Below are 14,508 nucleotides of genomic sequence, written 5' to 3'. Positions count from 1 at the left end.
CCTTGAAGGAGGATGTTCAATCATGAAATCCAACGGAAAAATGGCTCAACTTACGGCAACACCAAGAACTGAAAAGAAAGGTGCAGCATTGCGCCTGTTAAGACAAGGCGGACGTGTTCCGGCTGTCGTTTATGGCCCGGGATTAGAAGGTGCCGCGATACATGTAGATGAAAAAGAAGTGCTGAAAGTAGCACGTACAGGTCGCTCCGAGATGTTCAACCTCAATCTTGAGGGTGGCAAAACGGTTCCAGTGCTGATCAAGGATCAGCAGGAACGTAACGGACGTCTGCTGCACGTGGACTTCCTGCAAATTTCGAAGAACAAGCCGATCAGCGTTAGTGTATCGATCGACTTCCAAGGTACCGCAGCCGGCTCCAAGGCAGGCGGTGTGTTCCAGACACAGGAAACTCAACTGGAGGTCGAAGGACTTCCGGCTGATCTGCCAACCTCCATTGAGGTGGATGTTAGCGGACTGGAAATTGGTGATCGTTTGACAGCTGGAGATATCAAGCTCGAAAAAGGTCTGACTCTGGTGACGTCAGGTGATTCCATCATCGCTTCCGTGATGCCGCCACAAGCGGCTGAGGAAGAGCCTACGGCTTCTGCTGATGAAGCAGCACCAGCAGCACCAGAAGAACCAGCTAAAGAAGAATAGGGAGTCAGAATATTTATTATTCTGTATCTCAACCAAGCCCGGTCATCACGACCGGGCTTTTTTATATTGGAAATGGACAAGTGGAGTCGCTGGAGATGCGCGATAATGAATGTCGTTTTGACTTATGACAGATGGCTACATAGTCGAGCTATTCGGTATGATAACGTTGCCTGTTTGCGTGAAGTAGCGTTACAGTATACTATGATTCGGAGCAGCAACAATGCACTTTGGAATAATTTGCACAAGAAAGCAGGTTTCGCAACATGTTTGATCCGACGATTTATGACAATTTGAAAGTAGGCTTCGAAAATTACCTATATGATCTCGATAATTTGGATGAACTTATTTCCATAACAGATCGGAAGGATCAGCTTGAGATGGCTCGTATGTCCAGAGAGTTCGTGCTGCAATTCTGCCTGAGAGATTGTCCTGAGGTAACTGGCGAAGTGGTACTGAGCACATCGCTTGAGGATCTCGCGGCTGAGATTTTGGAGACACCAGGTGGTCCATCAGGTTGCCGTTTGCGGCTGCGGTTCAGAATGGTTGTTAAGGAGCCTGAGACTCAATGTCCGGCGATTAGCCCCATATTACAAGAGAGCTGGCCGGAACAACGAAAATTGCAGCATATTCATTATATATTTGAAGATCAGCCAGCAACTTACGCCGTCACTGCTGAAGTACATTTTGACCGTAGTGTGAATGAAGATCAGATGGGAGATATCCCTGATCTGTGCGACCATATGGTCAATGTGCTGACTAAATTATTGCATTTGCACAAATAACCAAGCGAAAAAGTCTTGTCTCTGCTCAAAGAGACAAGACTTTTTTATTTTTTTTTTGAATGCCAAATAGGCTATCAGGCGTAGGTATAAGGACTTGAGGTTAATATTTTACGCAAGCAAGTAAGAGAAAGTATATTTAATAAGCCGAATAAGTGCGATTGAACTATATACATAAGGTGAAATTGCGAAAGTGAGTTTGGGACTAAAGATTTAGTACCGGACTAAAGGAACTAGTTTTCCTTGCCGATAAAATATCGAAGGGGAGAAACTACATGACAGAGAAATTAATTCGTCTTCTGCGTATACTTCAGGCTATACAAGCGAATCCCGGAATTTCCGCCAAAGAATTGGCGTTGAAATGCGGTACCACTGTGCGCACGATTTATCGCGATCTCCGAATTTTGGACAGGGTTGCCCCTATCATGAATGAAGGTTATGGCAAGGGATATCGGTTCATTGGTGAATTTGCCATGTATCCTCTGGATTTTACCGAACAGGAAGCGATGGTATTCTCGATGCTTCCATCCGTGGTGGATACTTCGCAACTCCCGGCTGAATTTGATTCAGCTTTTGACAAGGTGATGACAGCTCATACCAAAATGAAATCGAGAAACAGTGACATTGTAGAAAATATTGCAGGCATTATTCGTATGGGTACACCTGCATACCGGGAAGAAGGGAAGTATCCCAATTTACTTATTCCAGTCATTGAAGCCATTCTGGATCAACAAACGATTCGAACCCAATATCATACGCTTACGAAAAATGAAATAACGGTCCGCGACATTGACCCCTATTACCTCATTCCGCGCGATCAGCGTTTCTACTTGATTGGTTATTGCCACTTGCTGAAGAAAGTACGTTTGTTTCGGATCAGTCGCTTTCTGGACGTTATCCAGACCAATACCCATTTTGTTATGGGTGATTTCAACATAACGCAGTTCATGAAAAATACGTGGTCCATTGATCGTGGGGATAAACTGATTCATTTTAAAGTAAGGTTCAGTAAAGAGGTGGCCCCCTACATAAAAGAAGAAGAAATGTTTGTTCGTCCACGAATGACTGATTTGCCTGATGGCGGATTGTTATTTGAAGTAACGCTGAACAGTAGTCGTGAATTCCTGAAATGGTTATATCAATTTGGCCCCGAAGCGGAGGTTCTTGAACCCCGCGAATATCGTAAAGAAATTCGTAAACAACTCATAGAGTGGATGAAGCATTATGCGGAAGATCAATAATTTCAACCCTTCTAAAATCAAAAAAATGTGTAAAAGGAGCTTTTTCGATGAGTACCAAATTATTTGCAGCCATGTATGGAATGGAACATTATCATGGTGTAGAAGCTTTAAATGTAGGCGATATCCTGTTTCTGGTCAAAGACCCCGACAATCGGGTGGACTCTCGAGCCATCAAGGTAGTGGTTCCACCCATTGGGACGGTTGGATATATTGTTAATAATCCGCTGCTCGCTCCTCATGGTTGCTGGACAGGCTCGGGAATCTATGATGCTTTCCGCCAACAAACCTGCGCTAAAGTGAGGTTTGCCATGAAAGATATGATTATTGTGGAGTTAATTGAAATGATGTACGTTCCTGTTCCGCATATGGATAGTTTTATTGCAGACTGGCAGTCACGTGAAAAAGCCTAACGAAATCACAAGCGCAACAAGATTTATGCGCGGATGAGTCTTGTATAAGCTGCTTCAAGATGCATGGCTGTCTGGGCCCAACTGAACTGTTCAACTGCACTGGCACGGCCAGCTTCTCCAAGCGAACGAGCGAGAGAAGGATTGTCTGCGAGTTTAGACAGGTAAGCAGCGAAACTTCGGGGGTTGTGATACTGTCTCACAAGGTATCCATTAGTCCCCGATACAATGATTTCACGAATGCCTCCATTGTCTGAAGCAATGACGGGTAGTCCTGAAGCCATAGCTTCAACATTAACTAGCCCGAAGGCCTCATGTTGTTGGGAAGGGCACACCAGACAGTCCACAGCCCTGTACAAACGGTCAATACGTTCATGGGCGATTTGACCTCGGAAGGTGGCATCAACCTTTAATTTTCGGGCAAGCTGTCGCAGTTTGCTGACGTAAACTGGAGGTCCTTTCCCTGCAATGATCAGTTGCATGGGTACCTGCTGCTGAATAAGAGCTACGGCACGAATCAGCACATCCACCCCTTTGCCCGGAATCAGTCGGCCTACATACAGAATGGAGAATGGCCCTGAAATACCGAACTGCTTCCGTAGCTGCTGCTGCTCTCCTTTAGCTGCAGGCAAAAAGCGGCTTAGGTCCACGCCAAGTGGTACAACACCCATCCGTCGTTTCAAGGATGGAAATCGGCGACCCAGCCTTTGTCTGAGAGATTGACTGTTGACGGCAATCCAGTTCGCTTTTTTTAACAGCGCTAATCTTGCAGGACCTGGTTGTGCAAAGGTTAACGAGTGAAGATAGAGCACCACAGGTAACGAAGGGAAGGCGCGTTTAATTGCAGCCATACTATGAGGTCTGTTGTCTACCTGGATCAAATCGAAGGGCTGAATTTTCAGAAAACGGATCACTGCCCTTGTGTACTCGCTGGGACTGGTTGCTGGTACACGACGGATCGTAATGCCATCTAATTGCTCTGTGATGGCAAGGCCGGGCATCTGACGACTTAAGATCGTCACCTGGTGACGGAGTGCAAGTTCGCGAGCAATGCCGAGGAGGCAGATTTCGACTGATCCGTTACCTGGGACTGGCAATTTTTCAGGCGCTATCAGGGCTATTTTCATCAACAGGCTCCTCCTTGTCCATATTCGTAACAATCTACTTTGGTCATATATCCTATGTGCATCGGGTGGATTTGGCTCCTGTGGAACTACGCGTGAGGGGAAATTTCGTTTTTGTGATATACTGTACGGGGTGCAGTGAAATCGTTGCGCGTATTTAGAAGCAGGAGGAAAAAAATGTTACATTCAACACTCAGCCGCTTTCGACTGCTGTTGTGGTTGCAGGGGCTTTCATATGTGCTGTTGTTATTTGTTGCTTTTCCATTAAGGGAATCAGGAATCATGCCTCAGGCAGTCACGTGGTTTGGCAACATCTATGGCTTTTTATTTCTGATGTATTTATTATTTATGGTCAGTCTTTATACCACGCAAAAATGGCGTTTACGTCGTCCAATTGCTTTGTTTTTTGTCTCATTTATCCCGCTAGGCAATTTCATCTATGATTTGCTGGTCTTTCGCAAGCTGGATCGTAGTCAGGCAAATAAAGCTTGACTTTGCTTATCGTTATGAATATGATGAGAACAGATTATTGAACTTGTTTCAACTTAAAACTAAATATTCCTGATGTTAAAGGGGAGTAGCTTTCACAGTAAAGTCGTCAGTTCGGGATTATATCCCCGGCTTTATTGGCAGCAATTTTGTTGTTAGCGAGACCTTTACCAAGTTTTCATACTGGGTAAAGGTCTCTTTTTGTGAATAAAAAGGACCTTACCAGTAATGGTAAAGGTCCTTTTTTTTGTACATCATAAGGATACTAAGGAGGAGTCAATTTTGGATTTGTCATTATTATTGGAGTATGGGTGGGTTCTCGTCGTATTAGTAGTCCTGGAGGGATTGCTTGCAGCGGATAATGCATTGGTTCTTGCCATTATGGTTAAGCATTTACCTGATGATAAACGCAAAAAGGCGTTATTTTATGGTTTGATGGGAGCGTTTATTTTCCGATTGGGTTCGTTGTTCCTGATCTCGTTCCTCGTGGACGTATGGCAGGTTCAAGCGATTGGTGCCCTGTACCTGTTGTACATCTCCATTAACCACATTGTCAAAAAGGTGTTGGGTAGCCGAAACAAAACAGATGAAGCGGCTGATTCCGCTCCCAAAAAACAAAAAAAACAATCTGGTTTCTGGATGACTGTATTCAAGGTGGAAGTGGCAGATATCGCGTTCGCGGTCGATTCCATTCTCGCAGCTGTGGCGCTGGCTGTTGCCTTGCCGCCAAGTGGTCTTCCTCCGATCGGTGGACTTGACGGTGGCCAGTTTATCGTCATCTTCCTCGGCGGATTTATCGGTCTCGTCATCATGAGATTTGCGGCTTCCTTCTTCGTTAAGTTGCTTCATTCCCGTCCAGGGCTTGAAGTTGCAGCCTTCGTTATCGTCGGCTGGGTTGGGGTTAAGTTGGCTGTTATTACACTTGCACACCCTTCACTGGGCGTTCTGGATGAGCATTTCCCGGAAAATAAAATTTGGAAATTTGGATTCTACATTGTGCTGATTACGATTGCAGTATGCGGTTGGTTCCTGTCTTCCAAGGTGCCTGAAAAAGAAGATGAAAATCCTGTGGAAGAATTGGAAAAACAAGCAGGGAAATGATAAGATGCAAATTCAAATCTGTCAAAACATGTACCATCAATAATCGATATCTAATCTCATGATATGCATGAGTAAGCAGGGTCTGTTCCTTACAGACCCTGCTTTTTTTATATAAGTTATTGGCACGAAGTTAAATCTAATGCATATGAAAAATAGGGAATTTTCCAAGAAAAGGGTTGACACATCGAAACGAGTCCGCTTAATATAAACATAATATTAATGAAGGGAGGTCGAGAGATATGATGGTTGGTTATGATTTGAAATTCACAAAGACACTACGAAGCACAGACACAATTGTATATCCAGTTCATCGTCTCTTTGGCCTCATACGGGCGACATAGGGGAAGATGCATATCGTTTATCCTTGGAACGTTATTAATCGATATGCTACTCTCGGCGTATATAGCAATGGAGAACAGATGCGGCATGTTCATGCTGCTTTTGTTTTCTGTTATTGTCATGAAGAAGTCACGGGCGAACTGTCCGTGGCTTCTTTTTTGTTGTACTGAATATGGATATGAATTCGGAATAACGTTAGGTTCAATTTTGAAATGAACCGAATTAGCTGAACGTACAGGAAGGAATAATAAACATTTATGAATACACAACCTAATTTATTTACGACTCAAAATGAACTCACAGGTGGCTACCGACATGAAGTCAAATTGCCTGCTGGGGACTTAACGGTATATGCGGCACAACAACTATTCTCGTCATTGGACTATAAGGTGTTTGAGATGGCGAACAACAATCTTCAAATCCCGGGCATCTCCTATATGAGCTATACGCCTGACGTGCATGTCGGTGTAGGCACCTGCATCGGTACAACGGCGGTATGGGATGCCAAGAGTGGCTATGTATCTCCATCCATCGTAGGCAGTGATATCGGCTGTGGCATGCGGGTGCATATGACCAATTTGCATAAGGACGACCTGAAGGATGTGAAGCTGCGCCGTAAACTCGTGAAAGCCATTGAGAAAGTGCTGCCGATGGAGGCAAATCAGCGCGGTCATTACTCGGACATTCGTTTGGAGCATATTGTGCGAAAGGGTCTGCATGGATTACCTAAAAAATATATCCCGGACAGCTATACACCCAAAAAATCAACTTCCATCACTCATGTAGAGAGCAGCAAATTTGCCTTTGATGAGGAAGTGTTGAATCTGGTACCGGATATGACTTGGCATCGGGCTCATCGCCAGTTAGGAACTTTGGGTGGAGGCAATCATTTTGCCGAGATTCAAGCGATTGAGATTGCGGAGGAAAATCGGGAGATTGCGGAAGCCTGGGGTCTGTATGATGGACAAATTGTTGTCATGATTCATTCCGGTTCCCGGGCTTGGGGTGGGTATGTAAGCCAAACTAGTTCATCAGCGATTGCGAAAGTGATGCAGCGAAATGGTCTGGGGACATCCGATCCAAGACTGGTTTTTGCTCCGCTTGAACATGCGGAAGGTCTCCATTACGTCAATATGATGTATTCTGCACTGAATTATGCTGTGGTGAACCGCCATCTGATTGCTTATGCAATTCGCGAAGCTTTTCGGGATGTGTTTGGTCCAAAATGCGAATTTCGAACCCTCTATGATCTGATGCACAATTATGCATGGGAGGAATCGCACTCGGATCAAGGTTCCGTTTTTGTACACCGCAAAGGAGCTACACGTGCATTACCTGCTGGTCATCCGGATAATCCGAAGCCATATCTGGCAACAGGTCATCCCGCGCTTATACCCGGTTCAATGGGGACGGCTTCGTATATCATGGTAGGTCAACCCGAGGGGAAGGATAACTATTATTCGATTTGTCATGGGGCAGGACGCATTCGTTCGCGTACAGCAACGAAGCGCCTGGTTACCGTGGAGGATTTTGCCTCGGCGCTGGGCGTGGGAACTGAAGATGAGATTGTGGTGAACCAGCGTTCGCTTGAATCGATTATTGATGAATCGCCGCAAGCTTATAAAAATGTCGATGAAATTATTGATAGTGTTACCGGCGCAGGTCTGGCTCAAGTTGTAGCCAAATGTAAACCACTTGCCGCTGTGAAGGGAGCTAAGTAATGACGATAGAGAAAGAACAATTGAATCATAATAGAGTCATCTATTCCTATGAGGAGCAACAAGACAGTCAAATCCGAAACGAAGGCTATGCCATATATGCCCGCTTGATTCGCGGCATCATTGAAGCGCTTGGCAATCGATACGGCGTTCGTTATGAACTCTATGCAAGCGATGATCCAAACAGTGAATACTGGGATCTGTTAAAAGAAGATCTGCAAAGCAACAGTACGGAAGTGGAATTGGTTGCCCGGATTTTCGAAGATCTGGAGCTGCGTACACTGCATTATGAGGATGATGGAGATGCACCAACCTATGGGGTACATTATTCGATTCGCAACAATGTATTTGCCTATCCGCAGTGGGGCGTGGCTCTCGTCCGCATTCCTTTCTTCCGGGAGAATGGGATATACAATGAGGATTTTGTTTTTGCTACAGGAGAAGAGGAATTGAAGCAATTTCTGGGCAGTGTAAGGGAACGGGAACGGCAGCAAAATATGAAAAAAGTCACGGTGTACACAGATGCTCGCAATGGCAGTGATCGTCATGTGGAATCCATTACCCGCTCTGTGGGGCGGGATGAGGTCGTGCTTTCTCCGCAAATTAAACAGGATATTTTCCGTTCGTTGGACCAGTTTTTCGAGGCAGATCGTTCCTTTTATCGGGACTATGATATTCCTTACAAACGTGGCATCCTGCTGTACGGCCATCCTGGAAACGGAAAAACGACCCTCGTAAAATCCATTGCGGGAAGCATACCGGGGCCTGCGGCATATTGGCAAATTACCGAATACACAAACAGTGAATCGGTGCGTGAAGTGTTCGAAGCAGCCAAACGTTTGGCTCCCATGGTACTGATTATTGAGGATATCGATTCCATGCCAGATGAAGTTCGTTCCTTTTTCCTGAATACATTGGATGGGGCAACGTCCAAAGAGGGCATTTTTCTAATTGGCACCACGAATTATCCGGAGAAAATAGACCCAGGGCTCATGAACCGTGCCGGTCGGTTTGATCGGGCTTATGAAATACCGCTACCGGACGAAGGGCTGCGCCTGCAATATTTGAACCAACGCGGCTTTGATGTCTTCGCAGGGGAAGAAGGTACGCTGGAAGCTGCACGATTGACGGATACCTTTTCTCTTGCTCAACTTGGAGAGCTGTATGTCAGCGCAGCGCTGGAATGGCACCAGAATGGCCAGACAGACATTGTGCAGATCATTCAGTCGATGCGAGGAGAGTTGGACAAGAGCCATAAACATAACTGGCTGGCTCAGCCAGGTAAAGGCCGTGCAGGTTTTTATTAATCGAATATAACCATTAAAATATTCTCACCTCAATTGGTTATACTAAGGCTGTCTGAATCAACATACAATGACTTTTGGGAGGTACATAACGCAGTCTTGAACTGTGTAAGATGCCCGGAAGTGACGCAATCTGTTTATAATGCCTTGTTATAGGCTGTAGAACAGAGAAAAGGGCATATGAACAAAAGGTAATATACAACAATTTTCATGCCAATTGTTTAAATGCTTCTGTAGCGGTTAATAGTAGACAGACAACAACAAAAACTTTAATTAGAGGTGAATGATATGGGTTGGTTATGGTCATTAATTATCGGTGGTATCATTGGATGGTTGGCAGGTCTGATTGTTGGTCGTGACATTCCCGGCGGCGTTATCGGTAACATCATTGCCGGTTTTATCGGCGGATGGTTAGGTGGAGTAATCCTGGGAGATATGGGTCCAGAAATGGGCGGATTCTACATAGTACCGGCATTAATCGGTGCCATCGTACTTGTAGCAATCGTGAGCTTGATCTTCCGTTCTATGGGCCGAAGCCGCGGGTAACGAATTCAAGAATTCTTGAATATACAGTTAGTCGGCAACACGCACTTTGAATAACTGTTGATATAACAGATGCTTCTGAAGAGGTTGATGGAAGTCCACGGACGTGGCTTTCCATCAACCTCTTTTTGTTTTAAGATATAGGTACAACAGAAAGGGATGAGTGTGCATGGAAAAAGCTACATTTGCCGGCGGATGCTTCTGGTGTATGGTTACACCATTTGAAGAGCAACCAGGCATTCATGGTATTGTATCAGGCTATACCGGCGGTCACGTCGATAATCCAACATATGAGCAGGTCAAAACCGGGGAGACCGGTCATGTCGAGGTCGTTGAAATCACATTTGATCCAGAGGTATTTCCGTATGAACGTTTGTTGGAGCTATACTGGCCCCAGACGGACCCTACCGATGATGGAGGGCAATTTCAGGATCGTGGCAGTCAGTACCGGACAGCGATCTTTGTCCATAATGAACGTCAACGTGAGCTCGCAGAGCAGTCCAAGCAGGAGCTGGCAGCAAGCGGGCGGTTCAATCAACCGATTGTGACGGAGATTCGGGATGCAGTTGTGTTCTATCCGGCAGAAGATTATCACCAGGATTACCACAAGAAAAATGAGAAGCATTACAAAGAAGACCGTGCGGAATCCGGACGGGATGAATTTATTGAAGAAAACTGGAATAATTAATTCCATTACATTAGATCAAATTGCATCAGATCTTATTGAAAAAGCCGGGAGAGTTCCAACAGGAACTTCCCCAGCTTTTTTTGATTGTTCAATGATTAAGAGAATGTTATCTCAATGGCTACAGAACTTATCTACGTTCTCTGCGTTGTTGGGAGAACTCTACATCGTTGTGTGAAATAACAGAGCGCCCTGTTAACCGTTAGTCGGTCAACCAGAGCGCTCCATTTACTATTTAGCTGAGGCTGTCTTCAATACATACTTGGATAATGCATCGTCATTGATCTGATAAATAATATGATCGTTGTACGTTGAATACCCATCGAGCAATCCAGGAGAGGATGCAAACGTATATTCATGTACTGTATCCAATGTTTGCGGATCGAGAATATAACCTTTTTTGGCGAAATCAAGTTTATACTGCCCGTCCTGTGTACGATCAACCTGCATGAGAATAGGCTGCTCTTCCTTAAATGTACGTTCAGTCACTTGGCCTTTCATGGTGTACAGCTCCAGCTTTTGGCCTGTAAACAGAGTGTAACTGTTGCCTGCGGTCTGAACATAGGCATCACCGGCAATCGCACGGCCCCAGGCGAGTTTGCCATCGGTGCCAAAGCCCATCAGCTTGTTACCCGTGTTGGCAAAATTGGCACGCATGATCACGGAGCCATCTTCCAGAATGGCCAGTGATTCACCGCCACCGTCTCCCAGAGTGTTGGCATTGCTCGGGAACTGATAGAAGGAAAGACGATTCAGCGTACGATCGTAAATTACCACTTTGGGATTAGCGGCCTGCTGCCAGAAGCTGCCCACTTTGGTTTGTTTGCTTGCATCGACTACGATTCGATCACTGCCTGCTTTGAGTACAGCACCGTTGATTGTTTTTTCCGTAATCAGTTTTCCCTTTTTGTCATACAGCGAGATGGCTGAACGAACGGAACCGTTCGATTGAACACCAGGGCTCGAAGCGATCAATAACGTATCGTCGTCCAGAAGGTACATGGATGATGAATTACTCACGTTTTTGACCCAGTTGGTTTTGCCGGAAGTATTGAACGAGTATACCTTTTTGGTTCCATCCGAATATTCCATATATACGTAAGCTGTGCCGTTGCTGGTATATAGCGAATTGGAGTAGGTTGTATAAGGACCACTTTTCTCATGGAAAATAACGTTCCATTTCAATTGTCCGGTCGTGGCATCCAGCGCCTGAAGCGAATCTAGCTGCCAATCCAGCTTCGTATTGCTGCTTGTTTTGGTCACGGGCTGGGAAGAATGCACATACACCAGATTTTTCGCAGGTACTGCGTTCACTTCGTTGACGATAACGTCTTTCTCCGTATTCACTTGGGTGAGTGAGAGAGAAGATGATGTCCATGAAGGCTTAGGCAAGGGTGCATTTTGTTCTGCGGCCGCGTAGCTTGGTGTATGCAGGCTGAAGAGGAGCGTGCCACTGAGAAGAAGCGCAGCCCATGTTTTGGACTTTCGTTTGTTGGATGTATGCAAGTTATAAACCACCTTTCTTCGATTCAAAATAGAACCGATTGTTGAATTCTACCATTTCACACATGTGAAATTCAACCTGAGTGTCTGTAACCTTTTATGATTGAGGTGTAATATTAATGTTGTTTGGAGAATTTCGAGGGTTACAGGGAATTCATCTTCTTTCTGTTACGAGAGAAGTCTGCTATATTTAGTCGGGTGACGAGGGCTAAGAGGGAGATTAGCCTGACAGATTAGAGGAACGACAAGGAGAACAGACATGAACTGGAATGAAAATATGACCACTGTGGGTATAGGCGTTATCGTCCTTTTACTGCTCATTGCCTGGATCATTCGCCGTGTAATTCGGCGAGGGCAGCGCATACGAAGTGAGGCCAATCCGCGTAAGATTACGATTAAGGATATCGATAAAATGCAGGATGGATCGGAATTTGAACTGTACCTGTATCATTTATTCCAACAACTCGGTTATGCCGAAGTACATAAGACTACAAGCAGCCGTGATTTTGGTGCGGACCTTGTATTTGTGGATAGAGCAGGCAGACGTAATGTCATTCAGGCCAAGCGTTACGGAGCAAATCATCCGGTTGGACTCAGCGCAGTACAGGAGATTTACACGTCCATGCGTTATTATGAAGCAGATCGATCCATCGTGCTCACCTCAGCCAGATATACGGAAGCATGCCGGACGCTAGCAGCGGTCAACGGGGTGAAGCTGCTGGACCGTGAAGATCTGATGGACCTGATCATGCTGTTTAAATCCAGAAGAATGGAAGAAGCACTGGAATTGATTGAGGAAGACGATCAGGAACCTGTGGAAAAATGGCAATCACGGCGAAAAAGAGTTCCACGTTAATCACCTTCACTTGTCTGCCTGCACATGATATATTGAGTGCATACCAACCAAGGGAGTGTGTTCAATTATCATGGCACGTACACAAACGCAAAAAGCATTGCGCAAAGCAGAGCGGTCAGGACAGTGGTGTCCAGAGCAAAGTCGGAGAGTAAACGGAGATTATGGAGCGTTATCCCAGCATGTTCGACTCATGCCCACGAAACAGGAAAAATTGCAAAAGGTCAAACACAAGAAGCGGACCCAGGATGGTGGTGCTTCTTTTTATTTTGTCTGTGATGTGCGGAGTGCTGCATAAGCATCAAAATTTTAAAAAAAGCTCTTCCTTCGATTGGTATGACATCCCTTGGACTGTTAAAATCAATGTATATCTTTTGAATTGGATCAATTATAGCTATACATCCTCCTATCTTCGATGAAGGGAAGAATTCTACATATGACAACAGCGCTTCGCATGGATAAAAAAATCGTTCGGCGTTTTTTGCTGCAGACGCAATCTTTATTGGGACGTTGGCCCGCCGTTTCCTTGCCTTCGGGTCCTGAACAGGTGATGCAACTGATTCGCTCCCTTGGCTGCGTGCAGATTGATCCTGTCGCTGCCGTAACCGGAAATCAGCATTTGGTGCTGGGCGCTCGTGATCCGGGCTATACCTCCGAATATTTACATACGTTGTTGAGTGATCATAAAGTGTTCGAATATTTTGCAAATGCCGCATGTGTTATTCCGATCGAAGATTATGCGATGTTCGAACCTGTACGTGCTCGATTAAGGGATCGTCTGGCTCCGTCATTGGAAGGGCTGGGAAACACGGTGCAGCATGTGCTGAAGCGTTTGGAAGAAGAGGGGCCGTTACCCTCCAGAGCTTTTCGTGCCGTCGAACGGGTAAGCGGATATTGGGACAATGCGGATGTACCGAAAACGAAGGATACTACGCTAGCGTTAAACTTGCTGCTGGATTCGGCTGCCATTCGTGTCGTCGCAAGGCAGGGCAATGAACGTTATTTTCATATTACTGAATCCGGACTGCTGGAGCAGGCCCAATCCATGACAGCGGAGATCGATCTTTTGACTCAAAGGCAAGCTTTGATGGACAAGTACATTTACGCATATCGGGTCGTGGATACCCGAGATCCACGATTAGGCTGGATGAAATCCACCGCTGCCGAACGTCGGAATGATATGGCTGCACGTGTCGCAGATGGTCGCATGATCACACTGGAGGTAGAGGACGTCGCGACGCCTTATTACATCCGTGCAGAAGATGAGGGTTTGTTGCGTGAGATGGAAAGGGAAGAGCCGCATTATGATCCATCAGGTCCGGTACGATTCCTGCCTCCACTGGACAACCTGCTGTGGAGACGGGAACGGATTGTGGATTTATTTGATTTCCATTATAAGTGGGAGATATACACACCAGAGGTGAAACGAACTTACGGATATTACGCCATGCCCATTCTTCACGGCGATCGGCTGATTGGACGTATGGACCCGCGACTCGATCGTAAAACGGGCGTGCTAACGGTGCGGTTGTTATCGATGGAAGAGACTGCTCCACCTGTGGAGGAATGGATCGCGGATTTTCGGGAGGGACTCCAGTTCTTTGCAACGATGCATGGAGCGCGATCCATCACGGTAGAGAAGACGGTGCCGAAGGGGTTGAAAAAGCAACTCAAGTCGATCTTATAGAATCGGTAGACGTCAAAAAGGGAGCGAAAGCTCGCTCCCCTAAGGCTGGATTTGGACCTGTAATAAGCTTGTTACGCCAG

General features: G+C 45.7%; 15 protein-coding genes. 13 read left to right on the top strand and 2 right to left on the bottom strand.

Annotated features, from left to right (window positions below; all coding sequences use genetic code 11):
- The first annotated feature begins 22 nt into the window (after nt 1-22).
- The 4 genes from AC4PM4_RS14465 to AC4PM4_RS14450 all read left to right on the top strand — a co-directional run bounded on the left by AC4PM4_RS14465 (nt 23) and on the right by AC4PM4_RS14450 (nt 3,085).
- On the top strand, nt 23-655 hold the full coding sequence (locus tag AC4PM4_RS14465) for a 50S ribosomal protein L25 (RefSeq protein ID WP_063566894.1): 633 nt from the start codon (nt 23-25) through the stop codon (nt 653-655).
- Nucleotides 656-918: 263 nt separating this feature from the next.
- The gene (locus AC4PM4_RS14460) at nt 919-1,437 is read left to right on the top strand and encodes a hypothetical protein (RefSeq protein WP_400346158.1); all 519 of its coding nucleotides are present in this window, start codon (nt 919-921) and stop codon (nt 1,435-1,437) included.
- A 272-nt stretch (nt 1,438-1,709) separates the two neighbouring features.
- Nucleotides 1,710-2,675 (top strand): helix-turn-helix transcriptional regulator, encoded by a 966-nt coding sequence (locus tag AC4PM4_RS14455; RefSeq protein WP_079697431.1) that lies wholly within the window; start codon nt 1,710-1,712, stop codon nt 2,673-2,675.
- Between the two features lie 47 nt (nt 2,676-2,722).
- The gene (locus AC4PM4_RS14450; protein WP_063566897.1) at nt 2,723-3,085 is read left to right on the top strand and encodes an HIRAN domain-containing protein; all 363 of its coding nucleotides are present in this window, start codon (nt 2,723-2,725) and stop codon (nt 3,083-3,085) included.
- A gap of 23 nt (nt 3,086-3,108) precedes the next feature.
- On the opposite strand, the gene AC4PM4_RS14445 is transcribed toward AC4PM4_RS14450, so the two are convergent.
- The gene (locus AC4PM4_RS14445; protein ID WP_269054413.1) at nt 3,109-4,209 is read right to left on the bottom strand and encodes a glycosyltransferase family 4 protein; all 1,101 of its coding nucleotides are present in this window, start codon (nt 4,207-4,209) and stop codon (nt 3,109-3,111) included.
- A gap of 174 nt (nt 4,210-4,383) precedes the next feature.
- On the opposite strand from AC4PM4_RS14445, the gene AC4PM4_RS14440 reads away from it, so the two are divergent.
- From AC4PM4_RS14440 to msrA, 6 genes are all read left to right on the top strand, one after another.
- Nucleotides 4,384-4,698 (top strand): DUF3817 domain-containing protein, encoded by a 315-nt coding sequence (locus tag AC4PM4_RS14440; RefSeq protein WP_269054412.1) that lies wholly within the window; start codon nt 4,384-4,386, stop codon nt 4,696-4,698.
- A gap of 279 nt (nt 4,699-4,977) precedes the next feature.
- Nucleotides 4,978-5,796: a TerC family protein gene (locus tag AC4PM4_RS14435; protein WP_079697430.1), complete on the top strand. Its 819-nt coding sequence runs from the start codon at nt 4,978-4,980 to the stop codon at nt 5,794-5,796.
- 596 nt (nt 5,797-6,392) lie between these two features.
- The gene (locus AC4PM4_RS14430; RefSeq protein WP_072734726.1) at nt 6,393-7,856 is read left to right on the top strand and encodes an RtcB family protein; all 1,464 of its coding nucleotides are present in this window, start codon (nt 6,393-6,395) and stop codon (nt 7,854-7,856) included.
- Complete coding sequence (locus AC4PM4_RS14425; RefSeq protein WP_079697428.1) at nt 7,856-9,160, top strand: AAA family ATPase; 1,305 nt, start codon at nt 7,856-7,858, stop codon at nt 9,158-9,160. Before AC4PM4_RS14430 ends, AC4PM4_RS14425 begins: the two co-directional genes overlap by 1 nt.
- Nucleotides 9,161-9,445: 285 nt before the next feature.
- Nucleotides 9,446-9,703, top strand: coding sequence for a GlsB/YeaQ/YmgE family stress response membrane protein (locus tag AC4PM4_RS14420; RefSeq protein WP_017686880.1), 258 nt, complete (start codon nt 9,446-9,448; stop codon nt 9,701-9,703).
- A 166-nt stretch (nt 9,704-9,869) separates the two neighbouring features.
- On the top strand, nt 9,870-10,388 hold the full coding sequence (gene msrA / locus AC4PM4_RS14415; RefSeq protein ID WP_090953770.1) for a peptide-methionine (S)-S-oxide reductase MsrA: 519 nt from the start codon (nt 9,870-9,872) through the stop codon (nt 10,386-10,388).
- A gap of 228 nt (nt 10,389-10,616) precedes the next feature.
- Here msrA and AC4PM4_RS14410 read toward each other — a convergent pair whose 3' ends face one another.
- Nucleotides 10,617-11,891, bottom strand: a complete 1,275-nt coding sequence (locus tag AC4PM4_RS14410) for a hypothetical protein (RefSeq protein ID WP_491613911.1) — start codon at nt 11,889-11,891, stop codon at nt 10,617-10,619.
- Between the two features lie 256 nt (nt 11,892-12,147).
- Here AC4PM4_RS14410 and AC4PM4_RS14405 point away from each other — a divergent pair, with 256 nt between their 5' ends.
- The 3 genes from AC4PM4_RS14405 to AC4PM4_RS14395 all read left to right on the top strand — a co-directional run bounded on the left by AC4PM4_RS14405 (nt 12,148) and on the right by AC4PM4_RS14395 (nt 14,428).
- A complete protein-coding gene (locus AC4PM4_RS14405; RefSeq protein WP_491613910.1) occupies nt 12,148-12,744 on the top strand; it encodes a restriction endonuclease in 597 nt (198 codons plus the stop codon).
- Between the two features lie 70 nt (nt 12,745-12,814).
- Complete coding sequence (gene brfA / locus AC4PM4_RS14400) at nt 12,815-13,039, top strand: ribosome rescue factor BrfA (protein WP_063565252.1); 225 nt, start codon at nt 12,815-12,817, stop codon at nt 13,037-13,039.
- 156 nt (nt 13,040-13,195) lie between these two features.
- Nucleotides 13,196-14,428, top strand: a complete 1,233-nt coding sequence (locus AC4PM4_RS14395; protein ID WP_256337999.1) for a DNA glycosylase AlkZ-like family protein — start codon at nt 13,196-13,198, stop codon at nt 14,426-14,428.
- The last annotated feature ends 80 nt before the right edge of the window (nt 14,429-14,508 follow it).

Source organism: Paenibacillus sp. MDV22-iso6 (genome assembly GCF_058408365.1).
The sequence above is the reverse complement of the archived record's forward strand: the minus strand, read 5'-3'. Positions and strand labels throughout refer to the sequence as shown.